Below are 26,366 nucleotides of genomic sequence, written 5' to 3' on the forward strand. Positions count from 1 at the left end.
CTCTATTATACAACTTTATTCAAGGTGACAATATAAAGTTAAAATAAACAGTTTTATAAGTGTTGTCAATCAATTTTAAATTTAGCCAAAATTCATGTTATTGGTTTAAATTCAGGTTAAAGGGGTAGAGAATCAGGAGTTGATAAAATTCATCAATCTTGCCCACTTCGGATGTAAGCCTGTTCTCCTAAAATATAAGTCACAGCTACGGCTCGATCATCTCCTAAGATCATCAGAGCAAACACAAAATCTGCTATTTGTTCTAGGGTTTTAGCGTTAATTTTACCTTGAGTTCGTAAGGTGAGTAATGGAGTCGAGCGTCCATCTAAGACTACAAAGTCTGCTTCTTTCCCAATCTCAAAGTTTCCAATCTTATCGTCTAAGGATAAAGCTTCTGCACTCCCTAATGTTGCCAGAAATAAAGCTTGTAAACCGGATAGATTTTGTCCTTGTAAATGAGTGACTTTGTAGGCTTCGTTGGCAGTTTGTAAGAGAGAAAAGCTCGTTCCGCCACCAACATCGGTTGCTAAACCCACAGGAATTGGATATTCTCTAGACTTGGCTTGATGGAGTTTAAAGAGTCCACTTCCTAAAAACAAGTTAGAAGTCGGACAAAAAGCAATCGCAGATTGAGTAGCTGATAATCGTTTAAATTCGGAATCGGAAAGATGTATTCCATGAGCAAAAATTGATTTTTTTCCGACTAATCCAAATTGTTCATAAACGTGTAAATAATCTAAACTATCGGGAAAAAGTTCAGCCACAAATTTAACTTCATTAACATTTTCAGACAGATGAGTATGTAGATAAACATCGGGGTATTCTTGAAGGAGTTTTCCGGCGAGATGAAGTTGTTCAGGTGTAGAAGTAATCGCAAAACGAGGTGTAACCGCGTAGAGAAGGCGATTTTTATTGTGCCATTTTTCAATCAGTTTTTGACTGTCTTCGTAGGCAGATTTTGCGGTATCGAGTAAATATTCTGGGGCTTGACGATCCATCATTACTTTACCTGCAATCATTCGCAGGTTTCGAGAGTTTGCAGCTTCAAAAAATGCGTCTACAGATTCGGAAAAAACAGTCGTCAAAACAACCGCAGTTGTAGTACCATTTCGCAAAAGTTCGTTGAGGAAAAATTGAGCAATTTGTTGAGAGTAATCTGGATCTTTAAATTGAGATTCGGTTAAAAATGTATATCTTTCTAACCAGTCTAACAGTTGATTACTATCAGAAGCAATCATTTCTGTCTGGGGATAATGAACGTGCAGATCAATAAATCCCGGTACAATTAATTTGTCTAGATAAGTGATATATTCTAGATCTCGATATTGAGGCTGTAAATTTTCATAACTACCAAATTCTTTGATTTTTCCATTTTCAACAATCATTAATCCATCGGGAATATAACGGATGCTTTCTTGTACAGATTCATAAAAAGGATCGGCAACACAATCTAAAAATGCACCTCGAAAGGCTTTGATAGAGGTTTGATTGACCATCGTGTTTTTTTGGGGTAAAGTAATAAAGTTTATTGTTGTAACTGTGCGTTTTAAAGACAGTTAAGATTAATAATCTGAAATAAAGAATTGAATGACTAAATCAATCTATAGATTTTATAGTATATCATTTTATTGATGAACTGACGACTCATAGAGCCAGTTTTATAAATATTTTTGGAGAGATTCAGAAAAAGGATTGAGGTTTGATATGATAGCAAAATATCAAAATATCTTGATGGAGTCAGTTAAAATGAGTTCTGATCATTATCCTCCACCGAACCGAGGTAGGCTAGGTGCAATCGCTGATTATTTTCAGTTTACACAATTTCAAACTAACTTCCGTACAGAAACCCTAGCCGGAATCACCACATTTATGACGATGGCTTATATTTTAGTTGTTAATCCGATGATTTTATCAGATGCAATTTTTATTAATCAATCGGGGGATTTATTTGCTCAATTAGTCGTCGCTACAGGAATTTCTGCGGCTATTGGCACGTTAATTATGGCATTATTAGCGAACTATCCGTTTGCTCAAGCACCGGGAATGGGACTGAATGCTTTTTTTGCTTATACGGTGGTTTTGAGGCTAGGAATCGACTGGAAATTAGCATTAAGTTCTGTCTTTATTGAGGGATTAATTTTTATTGGATTAACCCTCAGTAATATTCGTCGTCAAATTATTACTGCAATTCCAAATTCGTTAAAAAATGCCACGGCTGCTGGAATTGGTTTGTTTATTGCTTATCTTGGTTTAGCGAGTAATATTGAAACAGGAGGTGCAGGAATTATTGTCGCAAATGAAGTCACAAAAACAGCTTTTGGGAGTTTAAGAGAACCGCAAACTTTAGTAGCAATTGCGGGAATTTTGATCACTTCTGCTTTAGTTGTCCGTCGAATAAAAGGCAGTTTATTGTGGGGAATTTTAGCTACGGCAATTTTAGGCTGGATTTTAGGGATAACTCCGTGGCCACAAGGAATTATAGAATTTCCTCCCTTTCCAACAGAACTATTTGGACAAGCATTTTTAGGAATGATTAACCTAAATACTCAGAATTTTCTAGATTTTATCGCCATTACATTTGTATTTTTATTTGTTGATTTATTTGATACAATTGGAACACTCACAGGTGTAGCGATAAAAGCGGGTTATATTGATGAAAATGGCGAACTTCCTCGGGCAAATCAAGCGTTAATGGCGGATGCTATTGCAACAACATCAGGCGCAATTTTAGGGACTTCTAGTGTCACCACTTATATTGAATCTGCGGCGGGTGTATCCGAAGGCGGACGCACGGGTTTTACCTCCGTAATTACGGCGATTTTATTGGGGTTATCTATTCTATTTATTCCGGTTTTAAAAGCTATTCCTGCCTACGCTACAACTCCGACATTAGTAATCGTAGGTGTATTAATGTTGTCTAATATTACCCAAATCCATTGGCAAGATTTAGGAGAAGCAATTCCGGCATTTTTAACGCTGTTTACAATTCCCTTAACGTTCTCTATTGCGGAAGGGTTATCGATTGGATTTATTAGCTATCCTTTGCTGAAAACCTTTCAAGGCAAAATCCACGAAGTTTCTCTTGCAACCTGGATTTTAGCAGGAGTTTTTGTGGTAAGGTTTGTGTTTATGACAGTACGTTTCGGTTAATGTTTTTCAACTCATATTTATAGCGTTAATTCCATGGAAAATTTAATCTCAGTATTGGGTATTATTGTGTTTGTTGGAATTGGTTATAGTCTTTCTTTTAACCGTAAAGCTGTAATTTGGCGACCTGTTATTTGGGGAATTGCATTACAATTTATTCTTGCTATAATCATTCTAAAAATTCCCGGTACTTATCTGATTTTTGATGCTATTGGTGGAGTTGTTACCCGGTTTTTAGACTTTACCGTTGAGGGTGCTAAATTTGTCTTTGGGGAAAACTACGAAGAACACTTTTTTGCTTTTAAGGTTTTACCCACAATTATCTTTTTCTCCTCTTTTGTCTCTGTTTTATATTATCTCGGCATTCTTCAACAAATCGTTAAAGTCGTAGCTTGGGTAATGCTAAAAACGACAAAAACATCGGGGGCGGAATCTCTTTCTAATGCGGCTAATGTGTTTGTAGGAATGACGGAAGCACCGCTTTTAGTGAAACCATTTATTAATACCATGACAAAATCCGAATTAAATACTATTATGACGGGAGGTTTTGCCACAGTTGCGGGAGGAGTTTTGGCGGCTTATGTGTCTTTTGGAATTCCAGCGAGAGACTTGATTTCAGCTTCGGTAATGGCGGCACCTTGTGCGTTAGGAATGTCTAAGTTACTCTACCCTGAAACAGAGAAACCAGAAACGGCTGGAAAGTTAGAATTAAACGTGGAAAAAACGGCTACAAATGTTGTCGATGCGGCGGCTGCGGGTGCAATTGAAGGGGCAAAACTTGCGGTTAATATTGCAGCCGTGATTCTTGCTTTTTTAGCGTTAATTGCTTTTTTAAATGCTGTCTTAAGTTGGTTTGGGGGATTGTTTGGCTATCCTCAACTTTCCTTAGATTTAATCTTAGGTTGGGTATTATATCCGATAGCATTATTGACAGGTGTTTCTTGGGGTGATGCGAGTCAAGTTGCCGCTTTAATTGGAAAAAAGATCATTTTAAATGAGTTTATTGCTTATGTAGATTTAGCCGAAATGATTAAAAATAATACTCTTTCCGAACGTTCGATTAGAATTGCCACATTTGCTCTTTGTAGCTTTGCAAATATTGGTTCTATTGGAATTCAAATTGGGGCTTTAAGTGGGATTGCGCCTCAACGTCGCAGTGAACTGGCTGAGTTAGGAATTCGAGCGATGATTGGCGGAGTTTTAACCAATTTAATTGTTGCAGCAACAGCCGGATTTTTGTTATAATTATATTGATGGCAATTCTTAGCGTTGCCAACTTAACCAAATTGAAGCTAACTTTTTCACCCATCCTTTTAACCAAGTAAAATTATATTTATCTGCCGCTTTCCGAATCACTTCTGCTTGGGTTGGATAGGGATAAATGGTATTAGCAATCGTTCCTAATCCGATATTTGCAACCATTGCGAGGGTAATTTGATTAATCATTTCTCCCGCGTGAGCAGCTACAATTGTTGCGCCTAATATCTGATCACTTCCATGACGAACATGAACTTTAGCAAATCCATCTGTTTGTCTATCAATACAAGCCCGATCTATCTCACTTAATGGTACATAAAAGGTTTTCACTCGTTCTGGTCTTCGCAATATTTCTGTTTCTGTTATCCCCACTTGAGCCACTTCTGGATCAGTATAAATACAAGAAGGAATGATCAAATTACTGAGTTTTTTGCGTCCGATTCCAAACACTGAAAATAAAGCATTTTGAACAACAATTCTCGCCGCCGCATCCGCCGCATGAGTAAATTTAGACTCCATACAAACATCCCCAACCGCATAAATATTAGGATTGGTTGTTTGTAGATAATCATTAATAATAATTCCTTTTTTTGCATCAGACTGAACCCCAATGGCTTCTAAATTTAAGCCTGTAATATTTGGTTCTCGTCCAACGGCTACAATAATCTCATCAACTGTAGATTGTTTCTCAATTCCTAACACATCATAATAAATAGTTTTCTTACCATTTTCCGACTCTATCCGCTTGATGTCTGCATTCAAAACCGTATAGATTCCTTCTCGTGCAAACACCTCTTGAATCAGATCTGAAACTTCAATATCAGAACGTTTAAGAAGTTGCTTTCCTTTTTGTAATAAAACTACTTTTGAACCTAAACGTTGAAAGGTTTGAGCCAGTTCACACCCAATATAACCGCCCCCAATAACAGCTATAGATTCGGGAAGTTTGGTTAAAGAAAATACTGTTTCATTGGTTAGATATCCTGCTGTTTCTAAACCTTCGATTTGAGGTATAATTGGATGAGAACCTGTAGCAATGACCGCTTTTTTGAACCGCAGTTTTTGTCCGCCAACATCAATAGTGTTTGAACTGGAAAAATGAGCTTTTCCCAGAAAAATATCAACTCCAAATTCTTCTTGAAATCGTGTAGCAGAATCATTAAAACTAATTTGAGATCGCACTTTTCGCATTTGTTCCATGACGACAGAAAAATCAGCTTTCACACTCTCTGGAACCGGAATTCCGTACTCAGAAGCAATACCGACTGCGGCGGCAATTCTACTGGAACGAATTAAGGCTTTTGAAGGAACACAACCGACATTTGTACAGTCTCCCCCGAGTAAATTCTGTTCAATTAATGCGACTTTTCCACCTAATAAACCTGCACCTGCTGCGGTTACTAATCCTGCTGTTCCACCCCCAATAACGACTAAATTGTAACAGCGTTCAGGTTGGGGATTTTTCCAGTGAGAGGGATGCAAATTTTCAACCAGAGTTTGATTGAATTCATCCATCGGAGAAACGGTAATCGGCTGATTCTCTAGCTGAGTCATTCTTCCTTAAACGTTGAAAATAAAACGATTTCTATCGTTAAAGTTTAACTAAAATCTGACAAGTAACTATTGAGAACGGGGTAAACCGGGAATAATAGAAGCTTGTTTCGGATTATCATCAGCTTTAGTATACCAATAAGCCCAAGCAATTAAAACAGCTTGAAAAGGAAGCCGAATCGCTTGAAACCAATTTCCGTCAGGTATGCCATCAATATGAATGTGATTTACTGCCATATTAATATTAGCAGGAAATACGGCAATAAATAATGCTAAAAGTCCCCAAGCAGCGAATTGAGAAACAACAGGAGTTAACAGTCCAATTCCCCCGAGTATTTCAAAAACACCACTAATATAAACTAAAGCCGCAGGTAAAGGCAGAAAATCGGGTACAATTCTAATAAATGGTTTCGGTACGGCAAAGTGTAGAATTCCGGCGACGATAATACAAACAGCTAGAATGACTCGCAGCAATTCTTTGTTACTTTTGATTACGTTAATCATCATTTAATTTAACTTTTTTCCAGCCATCCTTTTTTGATTTTATTTCCTTCCAACTCAAAAATCGTAATTCCCGTTAACTCAATGGGTTCTCCTCTAGAACTTTCTTCTGAAAATCCATTATTAATCCCCTGAATTCGCCAACGAGTTACAACTTTTTGATTGTAAGCAAATAGGTCTTCTATTATAAATTCAAAATTCTTGATTTCTTTTCTAAACTGTTTAATCAAGTTGATCATTTTTGATTGTGTTTCAATTGCATTTCCACCACAGTAGAATAAACAATTTTCAGTCACCAATTCTTGGAAAATTTCGAGTTGACCTGCATTCCAGACTTTATTCCAGAACCGTCGGACAATCGCCTCGCTAACAACTCTTGTACTTAACCGTTCTAATTCAGCAATAGATGTCATAGATGTCATAGATGTCATTAAAGAACTTTCTCTAAAGTATTTATTCAATCTCAATTCTATTATAAAACAAAGATTTTGAATTTTAAGCAGATTCTCTTGATTTCTAACTTTAGGAATATTTTGAATTTTTAACTTAACTCTCTCTTGAGTGATCTAGTTTGAGTGATCTTCTCTCTCTAGATAGAGATTTGTATCAGGTCTTTTATTCGTTGTTGTATTTTAGCACTAAGCTGTTACACGTTTACTAAAGAATAAAGTTTGGATAAGTTAGAGAATAATTACTGAACGTTGAGAAGGTTTATTAAATTTATCTACACTTAGAGACGTTGATAACAACGCCTCTACTCGCTTTCTAAAAGCGAACTTTGTGGGAAATTGAGAACTAACTATCCAAACAAACGCTGCTGATTTTCCATTACCCCTTGACCTCGATAAATTTGGCGAGTGCCTTTGGGAATGGTAATCCAGCCTAAATCTTGCAAGCGATTGGTGAGATTAGAAATCGTCACTCCTAACTGATCACGGAGTTTATATAAATCCGTCCATTTTGTTAGGTCTAAGCCCTGTTGTTTCTCTTCTAAAATATGTTGAGGCATCAACAAACAACTCGCAAAATACTGCGCTTGCCATTCAATAGAGGCAATTTTTAAGTCATAAGCTGAACCCCGACACACAAAAGGTTGATCAAAATCAGTGGGTTTTGTTCCGTATTCTCCTAACGCTAATTCCAACTGTTTAACCTCACCATCGACTTCATCTTGATTGATGTGTAAAACCCAATGACCAATTTCATGGGCAATGGTTGACTCAATAAACCCTTGAGGTTTTTCGAGGATCTTTTCGTTAATTTCAATGGTTCGTTCAGTCGGTAAAATACGGGCGGCAATTTCTCCTTCCTCATCGGCAGGAATCTCATCCCAAACGACTCCTAAATCGAGAAAATCTGCAACCAAAGAAGATTCAAACGGCCACTGAGGTGCAAAATTGGGTTGAGTTTGCATTTGAGTGAGAATATCCTGCGCCCGCCGTTCGATAGACTCTTTCGGGTAAAAACGGTACGGCTTCAGAATACTCATTTATTCAGTCTCCTGGGCTTCATCAAAAATCTTTTTCGCAAAGCTTGGATTCTCTTGCAATCTTCGGAATAAAGCTGTTATTTCCTTGTTATTTTGCTTGAGAAAATTCTCGTAATGTTGCGGAATTCGACCCGCTAAAAAGATTAACTCCTCCTCATCAATGCCGAGATTTCGCGCCAGTCCCCGAATGACATCTTCTTTGGGGGCGTAGTCAGCACGGTCATTTTCTAACTTTGACAGGTAGGTAAAATCAACCTTTAATAGCGCCGCAAGCTGTCGTTGGGAGTATCCCTTGTCTTTGCGGGCTTGACGAATGAGTTTTCCAAATGTTTGTTCCACGGTATTTCCCTCCTATGCTCGATCATATGCGAGTTTGACGTAAATTTCAACTCAAGGCTTGACGATTGAATCAACACCTGTTACTATTGTCATGGTTGATAAAAAAATCAACATCGCTCTCACCTGGGGTTGAAACTTACATCAATTCTAACGGCACTCTAGATAAGGTGTACCCCCATTGGGATTAAAGGGTGTGAAGAATCATTAAAAGTGCAAACACCTGAATAGATTGAAATATACAGGAGGAAGAACCTCTATGCTCAGAACTTGGACAGACACGCACTACAAATTGGATGACGAAGATTGGATGTATATTGCCACCCATGAAGAACAAGGTTCGGCATCTCTGGTTTGCCCAGGATACGCACGAGATGGCGAAGGCTTTAGCATTCATTTTACCCCGGCTCATGCCGAAATGCTAGAAAATCTGATTGCAACTTTACACATCATTAAAGCCCAACAGGAGACGTTGTATACCTATCAAGAACCTCAAATAAAAACCATTTGATTTGATAGTTCAACGTTCACTTTTTAGCGATAAAAATAATCTATCAACTCAAAACCTTTCAGTCAAAACTCAGAATAGTCAACGGAAAAGCACAAAAATAAGATTAAAATGGCACGTTAAAACCTATTAACTATTATAGCCTAAAATGGGTATGGGAAGAACGAATGAACTGGTCAGTTATCGAACAAGCGGCTGCGGTTCTCGCCTCAGAAAGTAACTGATCTCGCATGATTGATTTAGAAGGAACAAAGTCAATGATTTGTTTAGATAATTTATCCCCCCACGATATCGCTTATTTGATCACCTTAGATTCAAGTCGGGAAAATGCGCTTCTCTCTGCATCTGAAAAAGTTCCGGCTAAGGTTTCTTAACTCCTGAATTCACTGGAATGGGGGACGCAGTTCTTTTTGTGTTCCTCCTTCCCAAAATCTTAGTTTTTTTTGTTCAGAGGTCTAAACATTAAAAAATGAAAAACTTTCTGAAGTTAATCCAACAAACAGAGTCTATGCCTCCGGTTATCAATCAACAAGAACTCAGTCATCGTATTCGAGAAAATGCAGTTCACGACTTAGATAGCTTATGTGCAGATTTTCAACATATGCAGAGTGTTGTTAAATCAATTCAACGCAACTATGAAGCAGTTTTAGAAGAAAATAAACAACTAAAATTGATGTTAAAAGATTTGGTCAAGAACTGTTATTGTTTGCCGGGAAATCGTTGCGATCGCTGTCAACACATTTTGAAGTCACTCCTCAGTAAAAATACAGAAGAACGCTCAAGTGCTGTATCCGATCATCAAGAAATTGTCGAACAATTACGCAAGCGACAGTCCCGGATAAAAGCTTAAAATAGGATAAACGCTTTCTATTCAACCTCCGTTCCATACTCACATTTTGTTAACATTTTGAGGTCAACTCAATCATGGAATCTACAATTCAAAATAGCAAAACTCAAATCATTAGTAAATTTCAGCAAATTCTCGAACAGCGTAAAAAAGTTGATTCTAAAATTTCGACTAAAGAGGAAGAAGCTGAAAAAGAGAAAGGAACAGAACTTATCGAAAAAACGTCCGCCTATACCGTTGATAGTATTGTTAAAAGTTTAGCGGATTTACAGCTTAGTTTTGGAAATAACATCGTTGAGATTTCAGAACAGCTTAAAACAGAATCTTCTAAACTAGAGGAACTGAAGCGATCTATTGAAATCAAAACTCAACAGCTTCAAGAGTTACAAAAGATTCGTTTAGTTGCCGATGCGTTATATTTGTTGAGTCAAGAACATCAGGAAAAACTGAATTTACTCACTCAAAATGCAACCCAGCGCCAAGAAGCTTTAGATAAAGATAAAATTGCCAAAAGGAAAGCCTGGGAAAAAGAGCAGCAGGAGTTTGAAGCGAATGTTCAACAACAGCAAGAAGAACAGATCTTAGTTCGTCAACAAGAAGAAGAAAATTATAACTATGAACAGTCAAAAAATCGTAAGATCGAACAAGATGAATATGAAGAAACTCGCCGTAAGTTAGAACGAGAGTTGGCTAATAATACTCAAGAAAAAGAGAAAAACTGGGCAGAGCGAGAAGGGATTTTAGAGAAAAATAAAGCAGATTTTGAGAAAAATAAAAAGAAAGTTGAAGGCTTTGAAGATGAATTGAAAAAAGCATCTACAAAAGCTAAAGAAGAAGCGATTCAAGAGGCGAACCGAGAAGCCAAAGTTAAGGCTGATTTATTTGAGAAAGAATGGGAATCAACGAAACAAGGTTATGAATTACAAGTGACTTCTTTAGAACAAACCATTCAACGTCAAAATGAACAAATTGCCGATTTATCTGCTCAATTACAAGCGACAATGAAGCAAGCACAAGATTTAGCGATGCGTGCTTTTGCAAGTTCTTCGAGTCAAAAATAATCACGATAAAACAAATTAAATTCAGTCAAAATATCACAAAACAAAGGAGAAAAAATGGCAAAACGAGTTAGCGATCGCAACACTAAAGCGGAAATCTTAGAAGCTTATCAAGAGTTGAAAAATGAAAATTCTTCTCTGCAATCTGAAGTTAAACAGTCTACGAATGGGAACAGTAACGGGAATGGGAATAGTAAAAATGGAACGGTTGCAACCGAACCAATCAAAACCTTAAATTCATCCTCGTCTAAAAAGCCAAAAATGCAGCAAGTTCTCGAAAACTTAACGCTTTTACAAACAGGTTTTGGGGGTGCAGTTAGCGAGTTATCAGAACAGTTAACCTGTGAAGCGACTCAACTCCAAGAATTGCAGAAAAATGTTAATCTAGAGTTAGAACAACTTAAAGCTTTACACGATTTAGAAGCAGTCAGCGATGACACCTTAGATGTTTTAGTTCAACGCTACGAAGAAAATTCTAAGACATTTACTGAAGAACTGACTCAACAGCAAGAAACTTTAGAACAACAATTTCAAGAACAACAAAATGCTTGGCAAAAAGAACAAAGCCAACACCAAAAAACGATTAAAGAACGCAACGATAACTACAAGAAAAGTCAATCACGAGATCAAGAATCCTATCAATATAACTTACAACTTCAACGAGATTTAGATACCGAAAACGATGAACAAACTCAGCAAGTGCTGTACAAACAGTTAGAGGAGTTGCAACAAGAACGGGAAAAACAATGGGAAGAACGAGAACAAGCCCTCACCGAGAAAGAAAAAGAATACGCCGAAGTGAAAGCAAAAGTTGAGGAATTCTCTCAAAAGTTAGAAGAAAATATCAAACGCGGGAAAGAATTTGGGCGAAATATTGGCAACTATCAAGCCAAAATCAAAGCCGACTTATTGGCGAAAGAAGTTGAAGGACAAAAACAATTCTTTGAACTGCGCGTTAAATCTCTATCGGAAACCATTCAAACTCAAGAAAACCGCATTCAAAGCCTATCCAAACAACTCGATGCAGCCCTCAAACAAGTCCAAGATTTAGCCGTAAAAGCTATTGAAGGAACCTCAAACGCCAGTTCATTCCAAGCCATGAAAGAAATTGCGATAGAACAGGCGAAAAACCAACAAAAAGGTAAGTAATCTCACCTGCCCCTCTCCAAATCCGAGAGGGGAATAGCCAACCCTCAATCATTCTGAACTTCGCCGATAAATCTCCTGCATTGAAGGGTTCGCAAATCAAATAAGACTGCTATAATTAATCTAGCTGAATTGATCGAAAAAATGCTCAGATGAAATCCGCACAAATTACCGCTTCCTTTTTTCAAGTCCTGAATAATCAACCCGAACTGTTTACCCAAGAGACACAGCAAGATTTAACCCAGTTAGAAATCGCAATAGATCGAGTTGAATATATCCCCGAAGACGATCAAACTGAATTTTTAGCCAATGCGATTATTGATTTTTGCGATGTTAACCCCACGATTCATAAAGCTCTCAATCAAAATCTGAATCTATCTCCAACACCAGACTCCCCCAAAATAACCGAGGAAAAGCGATTCTTGTTATCTCAAAAAATCAGAAGCTTGCTTACTTAGAGTAGCAATATTTAGGAATAACATTAAACTCAAACTCAAACTCAAACCTTGAAAGAGAGTAGAGTCTCCCCGCTTTGAAGAAAATGTTATTATCATAATTTAAACATTCTCAATTATCCTTTAGAACACCAGAAAACTGGGCAGGAGGGCCTATCGAGACAATCTATGGAAATCTGCAAGGGCTAAAAGCCAGTCAACTCAAGGGATTGCAACGCCTCTACCATCAACGGATACCGGGCGATAGCATTACCACACCGGAGTTTGCTCAACGTCTAGCCGCTAGTAGTACCGAAATCGGTCAGCCCGTCTGTGCTTACCTCAACCGTCGGGGACAAGTGATTCGGGTGGGAGTGGGAACACCCCGTCAAACTCAAATCCCCCCCCTAGAATTACCCCGTTATGGGGAAGGGCGTTTGAGTGGGATTCGCTGCATTGCAACTCAAGTTAAACCAGAACCCCCTAACGAATCAGCCTTAACTGCGATGGCGATTCAACGCTTGGATGCCTTAGTCATCCTCACCCTAACTGGAAGCGGGTTTCAACGTCGGGGCGGGGGAGGAACAGGATATATCAAAGAAACCTATCTCGCTCATTTGGTGCCACCCACCGCAGAAGAAAACAATGGCAACCTCACCACGCCTTTAGCTCCCATTCCCTATTATTTATCTCCGCCGCAAAGTTTGGATATGCTCTCGGCCCAGGACTTTCTCGACTTGGTGGATAACCTCGAAGCCGAACTGCAACGGGAGTTTATCGCCCAAACTGTCGAGTCCGATGGCGATCAAGTGTTGTTAGTGGGTATGAAAACTGAAGGTATTAGTCCTCAGCGCTTTGAAGACGGATTAGCGGAACTGGTTCGATTAGTCGATACAGCCGGGGGTCGCGTGTTAGAAACAGTCCGTCAAAAGCGATCGCGCCCTCACCCCCAAACCGTTGTCGGCGATGGAAAAGTACAAGAAATTGCCCTCACCGCCCAAACTGTTGGTGCCACTCTGATTGTCTTTGATCGCGATTTATCTCCCGCCCAAGTTCGCAACTTAGAAACCCGAATTGGTATTCGAGTCGTTGATCGAACTGAAGTGATCCTCGATATTTTTGCCCAACGCGCCCAATCTCGCGCCGGAAAATTGCAAGTTGAACTCGCACAGCTTGAATACAATTTGCCTCGTTTAACCGGGCGAGGTCAAGCCATGTCTCGACTCGGGGGCGGTATCGGAACGAGAGGCCCAGGTGAAACCAAACTGGAAACCGAACGACGGGCCATTCAACGTCGCATCGCCCGTTTGCAAACAGAAGTCAATCAACTCCAAGCCCATCGTTCTCGTCTGCGTCAACGTCGCCAGCAGCAAGAAGTACCCACCATTGCCATTGTTGGCTATACCAACGCCGGAAAGTCTACCTTACTCAATGTTCTCACCAGTTCGGAAATATATGCCGCCGATCAACTGTTTGCGACCCTTGATCCCACCAGTCGCCGTCTCACCATTCCCGACGCCATTACCAACGAACCTCAAACGGCAGTTTTAACCGATACCGTGGGATTTATCCATGAATTACCCCCGGCATTAATTGATGCTTTTCGGGCAACTTTAGAAGAAGTGAGTGATGCCGATGCACTCGTTCATGTCGTTGATTTATCTCATCCGGCTTGGCAAGGTCAAATTGAGTCAGTTATGAAAATTTTGATGTCAATGCCGATTACTCCGGGGCCTGCTTTATTAGCTTTTAATAAAATCGATCAGGTGGAGGGAGAAACCTTGAGATTTGCCCAAGAAGAATATCCTCAAGCTGCATTTATTTCGGCATCTAATGCCTTGGGTTTGGAAACTTTACGTCAACGAATTGGGCAGCTTGTTCATTATGTTTCAACGTTGAGTTAAGCCAATAATGAGTCAATCTACTTCCCAAAATACAGAACAAAAACCGCAAAAGTTTAAAATTCCTAAACTCAGCGTCAAACCCAAAAATTGGCTCGTTTCTGCTCATGTTGCCACCGCCGGAATTTGGTTTGGAACGGGATTGTGTATGGTTATTATTGCCTTGTACAATCTTAAAACAACCAATGGCGATCAACTTTATGCGATCAATTCCGTGATGCAATTGCTCGATGAAGTGGTGATTATTCCGGCTGCAACTGCTTCTTTAGTCACAGGGGCGTTATTGTCAGCTTTGACAAATTGGGGATTTGTAAAATACTATTGGGTGATCACAAAATGGATCGCAACAATTTCTCTCATTGTTTTTGGAACATTATGGCTTGGTCCCTGGACAAATGCGATCACTTCAATTTCCGCAGAATTGCGATTGCAAGCTTTACAAAATCCCCTTTATATGTTTAATGATCAAGCCACAATTATCGGGGGAATTGTACAAACGATTTGTCTATTAATGATCATTGCGATTTCAGTTCTCAAACCTTGGGGTAGACGAAAATCTGCTAAAACTTAACTCAACTTGCAAAATCTTTAAGAGTTTTTGATAAAATCAAAGCGTAAAAGAAATATTTACCGAATGGAATAATGGAGAAGTCCGTCAAGATCAGCAAGGTGATTTTTGGCGACGAGTTGATCTGGCAAATACAGGCGAAGATTTCCAAATCCCAGCCGGGTTAGCAGAGTCTCAAATCTTTTATGTATTAGCCGAGTCAAAAAATAGCATCTAAAATCATTCAAATAAAAACAGGGGAAATGGATTGACGATTTTTCTATTCCCCTGTCAGCATCTCTAACAATGCAGTTAAACTAGATCTAAACCTAATAGATCTCAGCGTTATACGGCATTCGTTTGCTCGTCTCAAACTATTCGGGAAAATCAGGAATGACCCACTGCGGGGGTTCCGTGCGTTTTTTGCGAATGGCTTCGTCAGCCATATTCAGCATTTGATCTAAGGACGTGCTGTTAATGAAGTCTTCTGTGCTATTTGCGTACTCCCGATTCGGGCATTTGTCCCCTAGAACGCAGCCATTAACGCAGGCTTCTGCACAATTGATATTGTTGATATTGTTGGCTTCCACAGTCGTCTCCTCTCAACTTTAACCAGCTTTCGACTTGAAGACTGTTCGGAGGAATTGACACCCTTCCTGAACAAACCCAAGTCTCTCTTTAAAAATTGTAATATCATATCCTATGAATCATTGGATGCAACGTCTAAAAAACTTTCCCTGGCGATCGCTACTACAAAGCGCGACCCTCAGCAATCTGATCATTGCCGCTTTAGAAATCTTGCTCTTGTGGGGAGCAGTTAACTCTCCAGTCGTTAGTAACGTCCTGAAAATGTTGTTTTCCCCTCCATTGGGAATCATCACCCAAATTGCGATCGCGATTGGTATGGGAGCATTAGCCGTCTACTGGTTTGAAATCTGGCAACAACAATTCTTATTGAATTCATCGACGCTCTGGATGCTAATCGGGTGTTTACTTTTAGGACTTTTGATTAAATCTCTACTTCCCCTCCCAAGCTTTTTAGTCAGTTTATCTCGTTTAGCCCTGATGGGAATTTTGATTGGAGTTTTTTGGAAGGGAAGACCCTATTGGCGTTAAAGAAGAAAGCATCTAGAAGCAACTCATCCAATCAAAGTTAAGCAAAAAAATTCAAGTCAAACCCTAATTTCTCGCTTTAAAATCCTTAAAGCTGGTTTGAAATTCATACATCAATCGATTCACATTATTCGTCGCTCTGGGAAAAATATCATATTCCCATTTGCGCTTGCGACTCGCTAACAGTTTAGCCACAGAATCTGATGAACTATTAGAAACAAAGTAACAGTTCCCCGCCACTCTCAACTCCGACGAAAACGCAATAAAAGCTTGAGCCAGTTCCAACTTAAGTTGAGACGTATAATATTGACAATCAACCGCCATTAAAATCCGAGAAGCACGCGGTTGTCGTTGGTTGGCTCGACAGCTATCCGCTTCCATTTTATACAATACACACAGATCACAATCATATAAAACTCTCAAGCGACCATGAATTTTAACTCCCATGTGAACTTCTAAGGGCGGTTTATCCTGAAATTCTATAACAGCATGAGTGTAAGCTTTAGAAGGATCATAAATTTGTCCGGCTCGTCTGCGAAACACTAACTGTTCAGGATTGCGTTTGAGAACATCTTTATAATAAACTAATGCGCCTTCATTTCGAGCCGCCTTGATCATAATACAAAACACATAAAAATTATACAATTCAGAAAGCTCTGTCTCTGTCTGAATTTCCGGATGAAGGGTTTGTTTTAACTGTTGGCTAATCTCTTGAATTAAGCCAGTATTAATTGACATCTTTTTGCACCTCTTTCTCTAAGTTATAAAGCAGTTTTAATAACGTTTCAGCTTCTTTTTGATGATGAGTCGCCAACTCAACTGGAAATTTCAGATCTTGACTTTTCTTTTCAAACGAAGATGTAAACTGAATCTCCGGTTGTAGATCAGAAGTCTTCACTTCTTCACTGAAATGACGAGCAATTTCCAACTCTAGATCAACCGCATCAATGACTGCTTTTTTAATCGCATGAATTAACAGCAAAAGTTGTTCTTGCGGCGTATGATAAGTTAATTTTAAATCAGGAGATTTGCGTCCTGATACCATTTCTTCCACCGTTTTACCCGCACTAATCACCTCAAGAACCTGTTGACTAACCCAAGCAAATTGAAGTTGATTTAAAATTTCGACCAATTGATCATAAACGGTCAAACAGTCTTGCTCATTCATCACTGTCACCGCCATACTATTGTTACTAATTTTTTCGAGCTATGCTTTTTTAGAAGTCTCTCTATTGTAGCGGATTTATTCTAAAAAATGATTTAAAAGTCAACAAAAATTAATCTGTCCCGACTCTAAAATAAGTTAGAGGGCGACCGGATGGACACCCCCTCAAAAATTCTCCCGGTCAGCATCAAATTTGGGAAAAACAATCAAATTTTACAGCCTGCTGTCATCAGATTACACCGAAGCCGGAGTCGAAGCATTCGCCAGTTCCAGCAGTCGTTCTTGCTGATCCGTAAAGACACAAGCATCAACCACATCATCCATCCCCCCCTCCAAAACGGGAGAGAGAGAGAAGTTCTGGCCTAAACGATGATCTGTGACGCGGTTATCCTTATAGTTGTAAGTGCGAATTTTCTCCGAACGAGCGCCTGTCCCCACCTGAGATCGCCGCATAGAAGTCACCGCTTCTTGTTGTTCACGCAGTTTCATCTCATAGAGTTTTGCTCGCAAAATCTGCATCGCCCGTTCCCGGTTTTGGAGTTGACTACGTTCTTCAGTACAAAAAATCCGAATTCCCGTTGGTTTATGAATCAGATCGACTGCGGTTTCCACCTTGTTGACGTTTTGGCCTCCAGCACCCCCCGAACGAGCGGTACTCATTTCTATATCTTTGGGATCAATTTCCACATCCACTTCATCGACTTCCGGCATCACCGCCACCGTTGCCGTTGAGGTATGAACTCGACCTCCCGCTTCGGTCAGAGGCACCCGTTGAACCCGATGAACTCCGGCTTCAAATTTCAGCTTGCTATAGACTTGATCACCTTTAATTTCCAAAATAGCTTCTTTAAAACCGCCCATATCCGCAGACGACTCACTCACTATTTTGACCTGCCACTTCTGGCCTTCAGCGTAGCGGGAATACATTCGCACCAAGTCACCCGCCCAGATACTCGCTTCATCCCCCCCTGTTCCGGCTCGGATCTCTAACATGATATTTTTATCATCATTGGGATCACTCGGTAACAAGAGAACCTTCAAGTGGGTTTCCAACTGTTCGAGCTGGTTTTGTAGTTCCTCAACTTCCAAAGCCGCCATTTCTTTCATTTCCGGATCTTCTCCGGCTTCTTTCTGGACTTGTCGCGCTCCAGTGAGTTCCTCCTGGGCGGTTTTCCAGAGTTGATAAGTATTGACGACTTCCTCAATTGAAGATCGTTCTTTCGCGATCCGCTGTAACTCCGTCGGGTTATTAGACACATCTGGATCAGCAAGGCGCAGAGTCAGTTCGTTAAACGTCTGCTCGAAAGACCTTAATTTTTCGATTAAATAAGTCTCAGCCATTGTCTCGTTGTCCTTTGTCAGTTGTCAGTTGTCAGAATAGTCGATGAGCTGTGAGGTGTGGGGAAGTCAGAGAATGAAAAGGCGTAATTTCAGCCGATATTAACTCCACTGACCACCCACCTTACTGAGATGGTTTCAAGTTCTACCCTCACCGATCACACACGAAAGTATTTTGAGAGTCAGTTGTCAGTAGAGAACGCTACAGACCCCAGACGACAGACAAACGACAACGGAGCTATTTTTCTTGCTGATCGCTATCACTTTGTTCAGCTTCAGGTTGAGTTTCACTCACCATGCCATACTTACGCAAGAAGCGTTCGACCCGGCCTTCTGTATCAATAATCTTCTGAGTTCCAGTGTAGTAGGGATGATTTCCAGACCACACATCAACATAAATTTTCGGCTGAGTCGAAGCAACAGTCATGACTAATTCACCGTTGCAAAAGACTTCAGCTTCTGGATACCATTCGGGATGAATATCAGATTTAGGCATAGTTCAAAATAAAAGAATGAAGATTGCTTTGATCTCTATTTTAACGATAATTTACCCTTGAAAGCGTGACTTTTGGGAGTAGAAATCAGACAGGACTCAGAGACTTCTAAGAAGTCCCTGTTTTTCCATCTTGGGAATTTGTCACCAATCATTTGGGGTATTAGTTTATCGTTTCGAGAATTGAGGAGCTTTACGAGCTTTGCGTAACCCATATTTTTTCCGTTCTTTCGCACGGGGGTCACGAGTTAAATAGCCCTCAATTTTCAACGGTTGGCGATTATCTGGACTCAGTTCGCACAACGCTCTAGCCACCCCAAGACGAATAGACTCCGCTTGACCGGTTAATCCTCCCCCTTGAACATTCACAAGAATGTCATAATCATTTTCTAAGCCCAGGGTTTCTAGAGGAGCCTTAGCAGAAGCAATATAACTGGGATTAAATTGTAAGTAAGATTCGCCTTCTCGATGATTAATCGTCAGTATTCCCGTACCCGGAACTAGACGGACTCGGGCGATGGAGGCTTTACGACGACCCGTTCCCCAATAAACAGCGCGATCATTATCAGTTGCTTGCATTAGTTGTCTCCTTTAGGAAGTGTGTTAATGGTCATCATTTCAGGCTGTTGAGCCATGTGCGGATGATCGGGGCCTGCATAGACTTTGAGTTTTTTAAACAGTTGTCGTCCCAGGGCATTTTTGGGTAGCATTCCCTTCACCGCTAGTTCAATAATCCGTTCGGGAATACGATTTTGCAAATGAGCAAAGTTTTCCGTTCTCATTCCCCCCGGTCTACCGGAGTGATTGCGATACAGTTTTTGGGAAGATTTTTTGCCAGTTACTTGCACTTTTTCAGCATTAATAACAATGACAAAATCTCCAGTATCCATATGAGGCGTAAAAATCGGCTTTTTTTTGCCCCGAATAATGCTAGCAATTTCACACGCCAACCGACCTAGCCGTTGATCGGCGGCATCGACGACATACCATTTTGGCTCAAGAGAACTTTGAGAGGGAAGGTAAGTTTTTGTTGTCATTTTTCACTATCCTTGATTCTGTGAGAGAGACGGTCATTTGCTCTATCAATTCTTGATAATAGAGCCATAATCATGGGCAATGCGATCAATAATTGGGCGATCGCGATCACGAAGAATGTGTTACCGAGAAAGAAGTCTGTGTTCGGCCAAAGACAAACTCAGGATAGGTATCAAACCAAACCTCATGATCAAAGGGAAAGTCTTGATAGCCAACTCGCAGTAAACAAAGGCCACGCGCGGGGGCAGAATACTTGACAAGTTCTCGGCGTTCGTGAACCCAAATATCGGTGAAGTTTTCCAGCGATCGCGCTTGGGCACCCACTTCGACTAATAACCCCAACAGCAGTCGCATCATCCCATATAAAAATCCACTCGCCTGGACTTCGATTTGAATAAACGGCCCTTGTCGTTGACAGGAAACATCCTGCACATCAACCCAAGCATGAGGACGACGAGTACCAGCCCGTTGAAAGGCGCTGAGATGATGACGTCCAAGTAAAGGGATTAAAGCAGCTTGCATGAGCTTTTCATCCAAAGGAGCATGATAATAATGCCAACTCCAGGGACGCACAAACAAGTTAGGGCGTGAGTCTGTGTATAACAGATAGCGATAACGTCTCCACACAGCCGAGAAGCGAGCGTGCCAACTCGGATCGACTTGAGCGGAGGCGCGAACCAGAATATCATGGGGCAAGCGATGATTGAGAATGGTTGCCCAGCGATAGCCAGGAATTGGCCCGGTTACTTCAAAGTGAGCGACTTGAGCGGCGGCATGAACCCCTGTATCGGTACGACCCGCCCCATGTAAGGTAACAGGAGAATCCACAACATTGGCAATTGCTGTTTCTATTTCTTCTTGCACCGTTCGTCCATTGGGTTGCCGTTGCCAACCGTTAAAGCGAGTTCCCTGATATTGAATCACCAGAGCAATCCGCTTTCGCTCCATCGGCTGCGGGTAATCGCTCTCTTTGACTGCTGTTGATCTTGTCCGATTCATGCTGTTCGCGTCGCGGGTCATTGACGATTGGGTTTTTTGGGTTTCCGATCGCCGCTTTTTTCTGGAAATTTCCAGGTTAAACTAATTCAATGATTGCCATTTCTGCATTATCACCTCGACGGCGCACAGTACGCACCACCCGAGTATATCCACCATTGCGCGTTCCATAACGCTCTCCGGCCGCTTCAAACAGCGCGTGTACAAGCTGTTTATCGTAGATATAACCCATCGCCGCCCGTCTGGCAGACAAAGAGCCATCTTTAGCCAAGGTAATCATTTTTTCGGCTGCCGCTCGTACAGCTTTAGCTCGGGTTTTAGTGGTCGTAATTCGACCATGACGAATTAATTCCGTGGCCAGCGATCGCAATAGGGCTTTACGCTGGTCTGCGGGTTTACCTAGTCTGGCAACACGACAACGATGACGCATAACAATTTCCGATTAACAACGTGATTACTAGCGATTTTTGAGTCTTAGAGACGGAGTAACCCGTCTAGATTTCTAGGCTGAATGTGCGGCTTGTCTTTTTCCGGTGAGCATCGCGGGGGAGGGAGCCGCTTGTCTTCCCCAGCGATTGTTTTTCCTCCATCTCTGAACTAGGGTTTACTGGCTCTTTCCTGAGGTAAGGTAATTCCCAGGCGTTTTTGTAGGGCTTCTATCACCTCTTCGGCGGACTTTTGACCAAAGTTTTTGATTTCCAAAAGATCTTCTTGGGTATAATCCCGTAAGTCTGCCACTGAGTTGATTTGAGCGCGTTTGAGACAGTTATAGGCTCGCACTGAAAGCTGGAGTTCTTCGATCGGGATCTGACTGGTAGGATCGACATCATCGGTCTGATCCGTTTTAATGGATTCAAGCGTGATATCTTTGAGCGGAACAAATAGATCAACTAAGATTGTGGCGGCTTGACTCAACGCCTCTTGAGGAGTCAAACTACCATTCGTCCAGATATCCAGAATCAGCCGATCTTTTTCGAGTGAACCCCCTACCCTTGCATCTTCAACGGTGTAATTCACTTTACGAACAGGCATAAACACAGCATCAATTTGTAAAAAATCGACCGCTGTGGCTTCATCCCGATTCCGATCAATAGCCCGATACCCCGTTCCCTTTTCGACCTGAAATTCCATCTCCAAGGTTGATCCTGGAGATAAGGTCGCGATATATTGATTTTTGTCTACGACTTCTACCTCTGAGGGTAGATCAAAGTGGCCCGCTGTTACCGTCGCCGGACCTTGAACCAATAAACGACCAATTTGTCTTTGGTTAGAATAGCTATTGAGAACAATCTCTTTCAAGTTCAGCAGAATTTCTAATACATCTTCTCTTACCCCTGGAATTGTGGCAAACTCATGATTAACTCCGGCAATCCGAACGGCTGTCACTGCCGTCCCTTCTAGATTTGACAACAGTACCCGTCTGAGTGCGTTGCCAACTGTTGTTCCCTGACCGCGATCTAGCGGTTCCAGGACAAATTTACCGTATTGACTCCGGTCTGTATCAGTGTTTGACTCAATACACTCAATCTTAAATTGCGCCACCGATTGACCTCCCTTCTCCTTTGAACCCCGAAGTGTATTTGATTAAAAGCGAAAAATGAAAAACTGCCGGACTGACATTTTCCATTTTCCATTCGCATCCCAGCACTGTGAGTTCCTGATTAGACACGACGCCGTTTTGGAGGACGACAACCATTGTGAGGAATGGGTGTAATATCTCGAATCAGGGTGATTTCTAGTCCCGCTCCTTGCAAAGCTCGAATCGCCGTTTCTCGACCTGCACCCGGGCCACTAACCATGACTTCGATTTGTCGCATTCCTTGATCGTTCGCTCGCCGTCCGGCACTTTCTGCGGCTGTTTGAGCGGCAAAGGGAGTTCCTTTTTTTGCCCCTTTAAAGCCGGTTGATCCCGCCGATGCCCAGGAAATGACTTCACCGTTGGGATCGGTAATTGTCACAATCGTATTGTTGAACGTTGATTGAATGTAAGCTACCCCATTGGGTACGTTGCGCTTTTGCTTTTTGGTTCCTGACTTTTTTGATGGTTTTGCCATAGTTACATCTCTAACGCGATCGCATTGGTTTTGATCACCCACCGATTTGCTGGGTCAGCACACGATGGGGTCATGGTTTGTTTAACCTTATTTCTTCGCACTTGCCTTTTTCCGACCTGCAACAGTACGTCGCGCACCCCGACGAGTTCGCGCATTGGTTCGGGTTCGTTGACCCCGTACAGGTAGTCCCATACGATGACGCCGACCCCGATAAGTCCCAATATCCATCAGACGCTTGATGTTCATTGCTTCCCAGCGTCTGAGATCTCCTTCAACTTGATATTGACCTTGAACGAGAGTCCGTAAGGCTGCAACTTCCGCATCGCTTAGATCTTTGACTCGGGTATCAGGATTGACACCCGTTTCTTTCAAAATTTCTTTGGACCGTGAGAGTCCAATTCCGTAAATATAAGTCAGACCAATTTCAACACGTTTATCTCGTGGAAGGTCTACTCCGGCTATACGTGCCACGCTTATTTCTCCCTGAAATACATTCTGTAAAGTTACTCTCTCGACGAATGCAGTAAAATGACTGCATTAAGTTTTGACTTTGCTACTCCCACCCAACGCGCACGCCTAAACATTTTGAGGTGAAGGCAGGTTTTGCTCCAACCTTCTACTCTAACTAATGCAAGAGTTTTAGGTTAGTCTCGGTTGCTTTCCTGAGTGGCTGCGGTTGAGCTAAAATATGACCTCAACGGGGTTTGAAAGAGTAGAGTCTTAACACATCTGAGTTTGTCGGACTGGAGTATAGATTCGCTGTTATCCAAGAACTGATTTAGAGTTCTTGGAGTCGGTTGCTAACTATCCTTGTCGCTGTTTGTGCTTCGGATTGGAACAAATCACCATCACCCTGCCACGACGACGGATGACGCGACATTTTTCGCAAATTTTTCGGACTGATGCTCTTACTTTCATGCCGCTTCTGGCAATACTACAACAAATTTATTATTATATCATTGATTGAGAAAGTTGATCCAATATTGATCCCTTTTGATCATCAAAAAGGCAGTGGATCAACCTCAACCTACTTCTTCTTCAGGCGATATGTAATTCTACCTTTAGTCAGATCGTAAGGAGTTAATTCCACCTTAACTCGGTCTCCCGGTAAAATCTTGATGTAGTTGCGGCGGATCTTGCCGGAAATATGAGCTAAAACATTGAACCCATTATCAAGATCCACACGAAACATAGCGTTTGGAAGAGACTCTGTAACCGTTCCTTCCATTTCAATCAAATCTTGCTTAGACAAGCTGTTTTTTCCTCAATTCAACCGAATTGCTCCTTGAACCTATCTTTGCCGTTCCAGACAGACTAGCTCTAACCCTTGGCTGATTGGTACTCAAGATGCAATTCTTAACATATTTTATCAAAATCTTCAAATAAACGGAGGAACTCATGTTAAGGGGAGACCGCCTGCTAGTTAGAGTCTAGCCTGAAGAACGAAGTACCTTGTCAATGCAGAAATCAGGATTTTGTCAGATTTAAAGCTGTTGCTCTCTGACCCATTCAAGAAAACACAAAACCATTAAGCAACAATTGCATTTTTCAACGCGGCTGTCACCTGATCAAGGGGAAGATTCCCATTGACAATACTCAACTGATTGCGATCGCGATAATACTCAATCAACGGTTCCGTTTGTTCGTGATACACTTGCAAGCGATGACGAATGGTTTCTTCACTATCATCAGCCCGACCCCGAGCCAGTAAACGCTCGATCAAAACCTCATCCGGGACTTCCAAATTGATCGTATTCAAACTTTTGGAATCAGCATTTTCGGAACCCTTTTCAACCTGCTGTTGCTTCACCAGATCTTCAACAAAAGTTGCTTGAGTCACATTCCGAGGAAAACCATCAAGAATCCAACCCTTTTGAGCATCCGGCTGATCAAGACGATCCTGCACCATACTGAGAATCAACTGATCGGGAACCAAATCTCCTTGATCCATAAACGCTTTGGCTTTTTGACCCAAATCGGTCTGTTGAGCGACATGAGTTCTCAAGATATCACCCGTTGAGATATGAGGAACCGCTAAAAACTCCGACAATCGTGCTGACTGCGTTCCTTTACCTGAACCTGGAGGACCTAAGAAAATAACTTGAACCACTATCGCTTCACCATTCCTTCATAGCGTTGAGAAATCACATAAGTTTGCACCTGTTTCGCCGTGTCAATGGCTACACCCACTAAAATCAGGAGAGAAGTAGCACCAAATCCGCGAAAAGTAGGAACCCGAGTCGCTGTTTCGACTACAGTAGGAATAATCGCCACAAACCCTAAAAAGATCGCCCCCAAAAAGGTCAATCGATTTAAAACCCGCTCAATATATTCACTGGTCGCTCGACCTGGACGAATTCCGGGAATAGACGCCCCCATTTTTTTCAAGTTCTGCGCCATATCCACAGGTTGCAAAATCAGCGACGCATAGAAATAACTAAAGAACAAGATCAGCACCAAATAGAAAGCAGCATACAACCAAGGGGTCGGCCCGCTCGGACTCAGAGCTGTCGCGATTTGTACTAAAATCGGATTGTTGGTAAATTGCGAGAGGGATGCAGGTAAAATCAAAACCGCCGAAGCAAAAATGATCGGCATCACCCCACCCTGATTCAGTCGCAACGGCAAATAACTGGTTTTTTCCCGATAAAGTTTCCGACCGACCTGACGACGAGCCGAAACAATCGGAATTCGCCGAGTTCCTTCTTGAACAAACACAATCCCGACGATCATCGCCAAGAAAATCAGCAACAAGATAATCACCCGACCGACAATCGCGCGATCGCCACTTTGAGCCAACTCAATCGTATTTCCCAAAGAGCGAGGCAGAACCGCCACAATATTGACAAAAATCAGCAATGAAGCGCCGTTCCCAATTCCGCGCTCGGTAATCAGTTCCGAAACCCACATGACAAACATGGCCCCAGCGGATAAAGCCAAGACCACCTCAGCCATAAACAAAGGCCCTGGACTTTCGGCAAAAGGACTCACCCACAAAGCCAGACCAATACTTTGCAGAACAGACCATCCGAAGGCAACATAACGGGTAATCTGAGAAATCTTACGGCGTCCGGCTTCCCCTTCATTTTTCTGTAAGTCTTCTAAAGTCGGTAATGCAGCCGTCATCAACTGCATGATGATCGAAGCATTAATGAAGGGTAAAATTCCCAAGGCAAAAATTCCCAGAGCTGAAAGGCCCCCACCCACAAACAAATCCAAAAAGCCAATCACGGGGCTATTTTGAATATTGGCACTAAAGGCAGCGCGATCAATTCCGGGAATGGGTAAAAATACCCCCAAACGAACTAAAATTAACAAGCCGATGGTGACTAGGATACGACCTCGTAATCCAGCGGCTTGAGCCATCTGCAAAAACGTCTCTTGTGCAGTTGGTGCTTTATCTCGACTAACAACCATTAAGGACTACCTCTTTCAAACCAAGTTGAACCG

Annotated in this window: 32 protein-coding genes; 10 read left to right on the plus strand and 22 right to left on the minus strand. The window is 41.5% G+C overall.

The features are described 5' to 3' along the window. Positions 1-152 precede the first annotated feature (152 nt). Positions 153-1,496 carry a guanine deaminase gene (gene guaD, locus L8106_RS02960; protein ID WP_009782700.1) on the minus strand — a complete coding sequence of 448 codons (1,344 nt, stop codon included), beginning with the start codon at positions 1,494-1,496 and terminating at the stop codon, positions 153-155. Between the two features lie 208 nt (positions 1,497-1,704). Between guaD and L8106_RS02965 the strand changes: the two genes are divergently transcribed. Both L8106_RS02965 and L8106_RS02970 read left to right on the plus strand, forming a co-directional pair. After that, positions 1,705-3,150 carry an NCS2 family permease gene (locus L8106_RS02965; RefSeq protein WP_009782701.1) on the plus strand — a complete coding sequence of 482 codons (1,446 nt, stop codon included), beginning with the start codon at positions 1,705-1,707 and terminating at the stop codon, positions 3,148-3,150. A 33-nt stretch (positions 3,151-3,183) separates the two neighbouring features. Continuing rightward, a complete protein-coding gene (locus L8106_RS02970) occupies positions 3,184-4,392 on the plus strand; it encodes a NupC/NupG family nucleoside CNT transporter (protein ID WP_009782702.1) in 1,209 nt (402 codons plus the stop codon). Positions 4,393-4,410: 18 nt separating this feature from the next. Here L8106_RS02970 and L8106_RS02975 read toward each other — a convergent pair whose 3' ends face one another. The 5 genes from L8106_RS02975 to L8106_RS02995 all read right to left on the minus strand — a co-directional run bounded on the left by L8106_RS02975 (position 4,411) and on the right by L8106_RS02995 (position 8,284). Further along, positions 4,411-5,958 (minus strand): mercuric reductase, encoded by a 1,548-nt coding sequence (locus L8106_RS02975; protein ID WP_009782703.1) that lies wholly within the window; start codon positions 5,956-5,958, stop codon positions 4,411-4,413. A gap of 66 nt (positions 5,959-6,024) precedes the next feature. Continuing rightward, on the minus strand, positions 6,025-6,462 hold the full coding sequence (locus L8106_RS02980; RefSeq protein WP_009782704.1) for a DoxX family protein: 438 nt from the start codon (positions 6,460-6,462) through the stop codon (positions 6,025-6,027). Positions 6,463-6,467: 5 nt separating this feature from the next. Next, positions 6,468-6,887, minus strand: a complete 420-nt coding sequence (locus L8106_RS02985; RefSeq protein WP_083798361.1) for an ester cyclase — start codon at positions 6,885-6,887, stop codon at positions 6,468-6,470. A gap of 368 nt (positions 6,888-7,255) precedes the next feature. Further along, complete coding sequence (locus L8106_RS02990) at positions 7,256-7,945, minus strand: ImmA/IrrE family metallo-endopeptidase (protein ID WP_009782706.1); 690 nt, start codon at positions 7,943-7,945, stop codon at positions 7,256-7,258. Beyond that, complete coding sequence (locus L8106_RS02995; RefSeq protein ID WP_009782707.1) at positions 7,946-8,284, minus strand: RodZ family helix-turn-helix domain-containing protein; 339 nt, start codon at positions 8,282-8,284, stop codon at positions 7,946-7,948. It abuts the gene before it with no gap. Positions 8,285-8,540: 256 nt separating this feature from the next. On the opposite strand from L8106_RS02995, the gene L8106_RS03000 reads away from it, so the two are divergent. The 7 genes from L8106_RS03000 to L8106_RS03035 all read left to right on the plus strand — a co-directional run bounded on the left by L8106_RS03000 (position 8,541) and on the right by L8106_RS03035 (position 14,746). Then, positions 8,541-8,792: a hypothetical protein gene (locus L8106_RS03000; RefSeq protein WP_009782708.1), complete on the plus strand. Its 252-nt coding sequence runs from the start codon at positions 8,541-8,543 to the stop codon at positions 8,790-8,792. A gap of 466 nt (positions 8,793-9,258) precedes the next feature. Then, on the plus strand, positions 9,259-9,639 hold the full coding sequence (locus tag L8106_RS03010; RefSeq protein ID WP_009782710.1) for a hypothetical protein: 381 nt from the start codon (positions 9,259-9,261) through the stop codon (positions 9,637-9,639). Positions 9,640-9,713: 74 nt separating this feature from the next. Continuing rightward, positions 9,714-10,697, plus strand: a complete 984-nt coding sequence (locus L8106_RS03015; protein WP_009782711.1) for a hypothetical protein — start codon at positions 9,714-9,716, stop codon at positions 10,695-10,697. A gap of 54 nt (positions 10,698-10,751) precedes the next feature. Continuing rightward, positions 10,752-11,843, plus strand: a complete 1,092-nt coding sequence (locus L8106_RS03020) for a hypothetical protein (protein ID WP_009782712.1) — start codon at positions 10,752-10,754, stop codon at positions 11,841-11,843. A gap of 149 nt (positions 11,844-11,992) precedes the next feature. Next, on the plus strand, positions 11,993-12,298 hold the full coding sequence (locus L8106_RS03025; protein WP_009782713.1) for a hypothetical protein: 306 nt from the start codon (positions 11,993-11,995) through the stop codon (positions 12,296-12,298). A 206-nt stretch (positions 12,299-12,504) separates the two neighbouring features. Further along, on the plus strand, positions 12,505-14,178 hold the full coding sequence (gene hflX / locus L8106_RS03030; protein ID WP_009782714.1) for a GTPase HflX: 1,674 nt from the start codon (positions 12,505-12,507) through the stop codon (positions 14,176-14,178). A gap of 7 nt (positions 14,179-14,185) precedes the next feature. After that, positions 14,186-14,746: a hypothetical protein gene (locus L8106_RS03035; protein ID WP_009782715.1), complete on the plus strand. Its 561-nt coding sequence runs from the start codon at positions 14,186-14,188 to the stop codon at positions 14,744-14,746. A 350-nt stretch (positions 14,747-15,096) separates the two neighbouring features. Here the strand turns inward: L8106_RS03035 and L8106_RS03040 are convergent, their stop codons facing one another. Then, positions 15,097-15,312 (minus strand): hypothetical protein, encoded by a 216-nt coding sequence (locus L8106_RS03040; protein WP_009782716.1) that lies wholly within the window; start codon positions 15,310-15,312, stop codon positions 15,097-15,099. 124 nt (positions 15,313-15,436) lie between these two features. Between L8106_RS03040 and L8106_RS03045 the strand changes: the two genes are divergently transcribed. After that, a complete protein-coding gene (locus tag L8106_RS03045) occupies positions 15,437-15,838 on the plus strand; it encodes a peptide chain release factor 1 (RefSeq protein ID WP_369747768.1) in 402 nt (133 codons plus the stop codon). A gap of 63 nt (positions 15,839-15,901) precedes the next feature. Here L8106_RS03045 and L8106_RS33435 read toward each other — a convergent pair whose 3' ends face one another. From L8106_RS33435 to secY, 15 genes are all read right to left on the minus strand, one after another. Continuing rightward, a complete protein-coding gene (locus tag L8106_RS33435; protein ID WP_009782718.1) occupies positions 15,902-16,573 on the minus strand; it encodes a hypothetical protein in 672 nt (223 codons plus the stop codon). Beyond that, positions 16,563-17,018: a hypothetical protein gene (locus tag L8106_RS33440; RefSeq protein WP_009782719.1), complete on the minus strand. Its 456-nt coding sequence runs from the start codon at positions 17,016-17,018 to the stop codon at positions 16,563-16,565. Before L8106_RS33440 ends, L8106_RS33435 begins: the two co-directional genes overlap by 11 nt. Before the next feature lie 216 nt (positions 17,019-17,234). Continuing rightward, on the minus strand, positions 17,235-18,341 hold the full coding sequence (prfA, locus tag L8106_RS03055) for a peptide chain release factor 1 (protein WP_009782720.1): 1,107 nt from the start codon (positions 18,339-18,341) through the stop codon (positions 17,235-17,237). Positions 18,342-18,576: 235 nt separating this feature from the next. Continuing rightward, complete coding sequence (gene rpmE, locus L8106_RS03060) at positions 18,577-18,834, minus strand: 50S ribosomal protein L31 (protein WP_009782721.1); 258 nt, start codon at positions 18,832-18,834, stop codon at positions 18,577-18,579. A gap of 165 nt (positions 18,835-18,999) precedes the next feature. Beyond that, on the minus strand, positions 19,000-19,410 hold the full coding sequence (gene rpsI, locus L8106_RS03065) for a 30S ribosomal protein S9 (RefSeq protein WP_009782722.1): 411 nt from the start codon (positions 19,408-19,410) through the stop codon (positions 19,000-19,002). Continuing rightward, positions 19,410-19,868 carry a 50S ribosomal protein L13 gene (rplM, locus tag L8106_RS03070; protein ID WP_009782723.1) on the minus strand — a complete coding sequence of 153 codons (459 nt, stop codon included), beginning with the start codon at positions 19,866-19,868 and terminating at the stop codon, positions 19,410-19,412. Before rplM ends, rpsI begins: the two co-directional genes overlap by 1 nt. A gap of 106 nt (positions 19,869-19,974) precedes the next feature. Beyond that, positions 19,975-20,814 carry a tRNA pseudouridine(38-40) synthase TruA gene (gene truA / locus L8106_RS03075; protein WP_009782724.1) on the minus strand — a complete coding sequence of 280 codons (840 nt, stop codon included), beginning with the start codon at positions 20,812-20,814 and terminating at the stop codon, positions 19,975-19,977. A 127-nt stretch (positions 20,815-20,941) separates the two neighbouring features. Next, positions 20,942-21,292: a 50S ribosomal protein L17 gene (gene rplQ, locus L8106_RS03080; RefSeq protein ID WP_009782725.1), complete on the minus strand. Its 351-nt coding sequence runs from the start codon at positions 21,290-21,292 to the stop codon at positions 20,942-20,944. 167 nt (positions 21,293-21,459) lie between these two features. Continuing rightward, positions 21,460-22,404, minus strand: coding sequence for a DNA-directed RNA polymerase subunit alpha (locus tag L8106_RS03085; protein WP_009782726.1), 945 nt, complete (start codon positions 22,402-22,404; stop codon positions 21,460-21,462). A 119-nt stretch (positions 22,405-22,523) separates the two neighbouring features. Then, a complete protein-coding gene (rpsK, locus tag L8106_RS03090; protein ID WP_009782727.1) occupies positions 22,524-22,916 on the minus strand; it encodes a 30S ribosomal protein S11 in 393 nt (130 codons plus the stop codon). Between the two features lie 87 nt (positions 22,917-23,003). Beyond that, entirely contained in the window at positions 23,004-23,387 is a 384-nt protein-coding gene (gene rpsM / locus L8106_RS03095; RefSeq protein ID WP_009782728.1) for a 30S ribosomal protein S13, read from the minus strand. A 333-nt stretch (positions 23,388-23,720) separates the two neighbouring features. Further along, positions 23,721-23,834, minus strand: a complete 114-nt coding sequence (gene rpmJ / locus L8106_RS30315) for a 50S ribosomal protein L36 (RefSeq protein ID WP_071782548.1) — start codon at positions 23,832-23,834, stop codon at positions 23,721-23,723. 109 nt (positions 23,835-23,943) lie between these two features. Next, positions 23,944-24,168, minus strand: coding sequence for a translation initiation factor IF-1 (gene infA, locus L8106_RS03100; protein ID WP_009782729.1), 225 nt, complete (start codon positions 24,166-24,168; stop codon positions 23,944-23,946). A gap of 276 nt (positions 24,169-24,444) precedes the next feature. Further along, on the minus strand, positions 24,445-25,026 hold the full coding sequence (locus L8106_RS03105) for an adenylate kinase (protein ID WP_009782730.1): 582 nt from the start codon (positions 25,024-25,026) through the stop codon (positions 24,445-24,447). Beyond that, complete coding sequence (secY, locus tag L8106_RS03110; protein ID WP_009782731.1) at positions 25,026-26,333, minus strand: preprotein translocase subunit SecY; 1,308 nt, start codon at positions 26,331-26,333, stop codon at positions 25,026-25,028. The genes L8106_RS03105 and secY overlap by 1 nt, the downstream gene beginning before the upstream one ends. Between the last annotated feature and the right edge of the window lie 33 nt (positions 26,334-26,366).

The sequence above is a fragment of the Lyngbya sp. PCC 8106 genome (assembly GCF_000169095.1).
GTDB lineage: Bacteria > Cyanobacteriota > Cyanobacteriia > Cyanobacteriales > Microcoleaceae > Capilliphycus.

Bases quoted from the DNA above. Each gene is read 5' to 3' on its own strand.
- L8106_RS02965 (WP_009782701.1), top strand. From the start codon at position 1,705: ATGATAGCAAAATATCAAAATATCTTGATGGAGTCAGTTAAAATGAGT.
- L8106_RS33435 (WP_009782718.1), bottom strand. From the start codon at position 16,573: ATGTCAATTAATACTGGCTTAATTCAAGAGATTAGCCAACAGTTAAAA.
- rplM (WP_009782723.1), bottom strand. From the start codon at position 19,868: ATGACAACAAAAACTTACCTTCCCTCTCAAAGTTCTCTTGAGCCAAAA.
- rplQ (WP_009782725.1), bottom strand. From the start codon at position 21,292: ATGCGTCATCGTTGTCGTGTTGCCAGACTAGGTAAACCCGCAGACCAG.
- guaD (WP_009782700.1), bottom strand. From the start codon at position 1,496: ATGGTCAATCAAACCTCTATCAAAGCCTTTCGAGGTGCATTTTTAGAT.
- L8106_RS02980 (WP_009782704.1), bottom strand. From the start codon at position 6,462: ATGATGATTAACGTAATCAAAAGTAACAAAGAATTGCTGCGAGTCATT.
- L8106_RS02990 (WP_009782706.1), bottom strand. From the start codon at position 7,945: ATGAGTATTCTGAAGCCGTACCGTTTTTACCCGAAAGAGTCTATCGAA.
- L8106_RS03020 (WP_009782712.1), top strand. From the start codon at position 10,752: ATGGCAAAACGAGTTAGCGATCGCAACACTAAAGCGGAAATCTTAGAA.
- L8106_RS03045 (WP_369747768.1), top strand. From the start codon at position 15,437: ATGCAACGTCTAAAAAACTTTCCCTGGCGATCGCTACTACAAAGCGCG.
- L8106_RS02975 (WP_009782703.1), bottom strand. From the start codon at position 5,958: ATGACTCAGCTAGAGAATCAGCCGATTACCGTTTCTCCGATGGATGAA.
- truA (WP_009782724.1), bottom strand. From the start codon at position 20,814: ATGGAGCGAAAGCGGATTGCTCTGGTGATTCAATATCAGGGAACTCGC.
- L8106_RS03025 (WP_009782713.1), top strand. From the start codon at position 11,993: ATGAAATCCGCACAAATTACCGCTTCCTTTTTTCAAGTCCTGAATAAT.
- L8106_RS03035 (WP_009782715.1), top strand. From the start codon at position 14,186: ATGAGTCAATCTACTTCCCAAAATACAGAACAAAAACCGCAAAAGTTT.
- rpsI (WP_009782722.1), bottom strand. From the start codon at position 19,410: ATGCAAGCAACTGATAATGATCGCGCTGTTTATTGGGGAACGGGTCGT.
- rpmE (WP_009782721.1), bottom strand. From the start codon at position 18,834: ATGCCTAAATCTGATATTCATCCCGAATGGTATCCAGAAGCTGAAGTC.
- L8106_RS33440 (WP_009782719.1), bottom strand. From the start codon at position 17,018: ATGGCGGTGACAGTGATGAATGAGCAAGACTGTTTGACCGTTTATGAT.
- L8106_RS02970 (WP_009782702.1), top strand. From the start codon at position 3,184: ATGGAAAATTTAATCTCAGTATTGGGTATTATTGTGTTTGTTGGAATT.
- rpsK (WP_009782727.1), bottom strand. From the start codon at position 22,916: ATGGCAAAACCATCAAAAAAGTCAGGAACCAAAAAGCAAAAGCGCAAC.
- secY (WP_009782731.1), bottom strand. From the start codon at position 26,333: ATGGTTGTTAGTCGAGATAAAGCACCAACTGCACAAGAGACGTTTTTG.
- L8106_RS03015 (WP_009782711.1), top strand. From the start codon at position 9,714: ATGGAATCTACAATTCAAAATAGCAAAACTCAAATCATTAGTAAATTT.
- L8106_RS02985 (WP_083798361.1), bottom strand. From the start codon at position 6,887: ATGACATCTATGACATCTATGACATCTATTGCTGAATTAGAACGGTTA.
- L8106_RS03010 (WP_009782710.1), top strand. From the start codon at position 9,259: ATGAAAAACTTTCTGAAGTTAATCCAACAAACAGAGTCTATGCCTCCG.
- L8106_RS03000 (WP_009782708.1), top strand. From the start codon at position 8,541: ATGCTCAGAACTTGGACAGACACGCACTACAAATTGGATGACGAAGAT.
- rpmJ (WP_071782548.1), bottom strand. From the start codon at position 23,834: ATGAAAGTAAGAGCATCAGTCCGAAAAATTTGCGAAAAATGTCGCGTC.
- prfA (WP_009782720.1), bottom strand. From the start codon at position 18,341: ATGGCTGAGACTTATTTAATCGAAAAATTAAGGTCTTTCGAGCAGACG.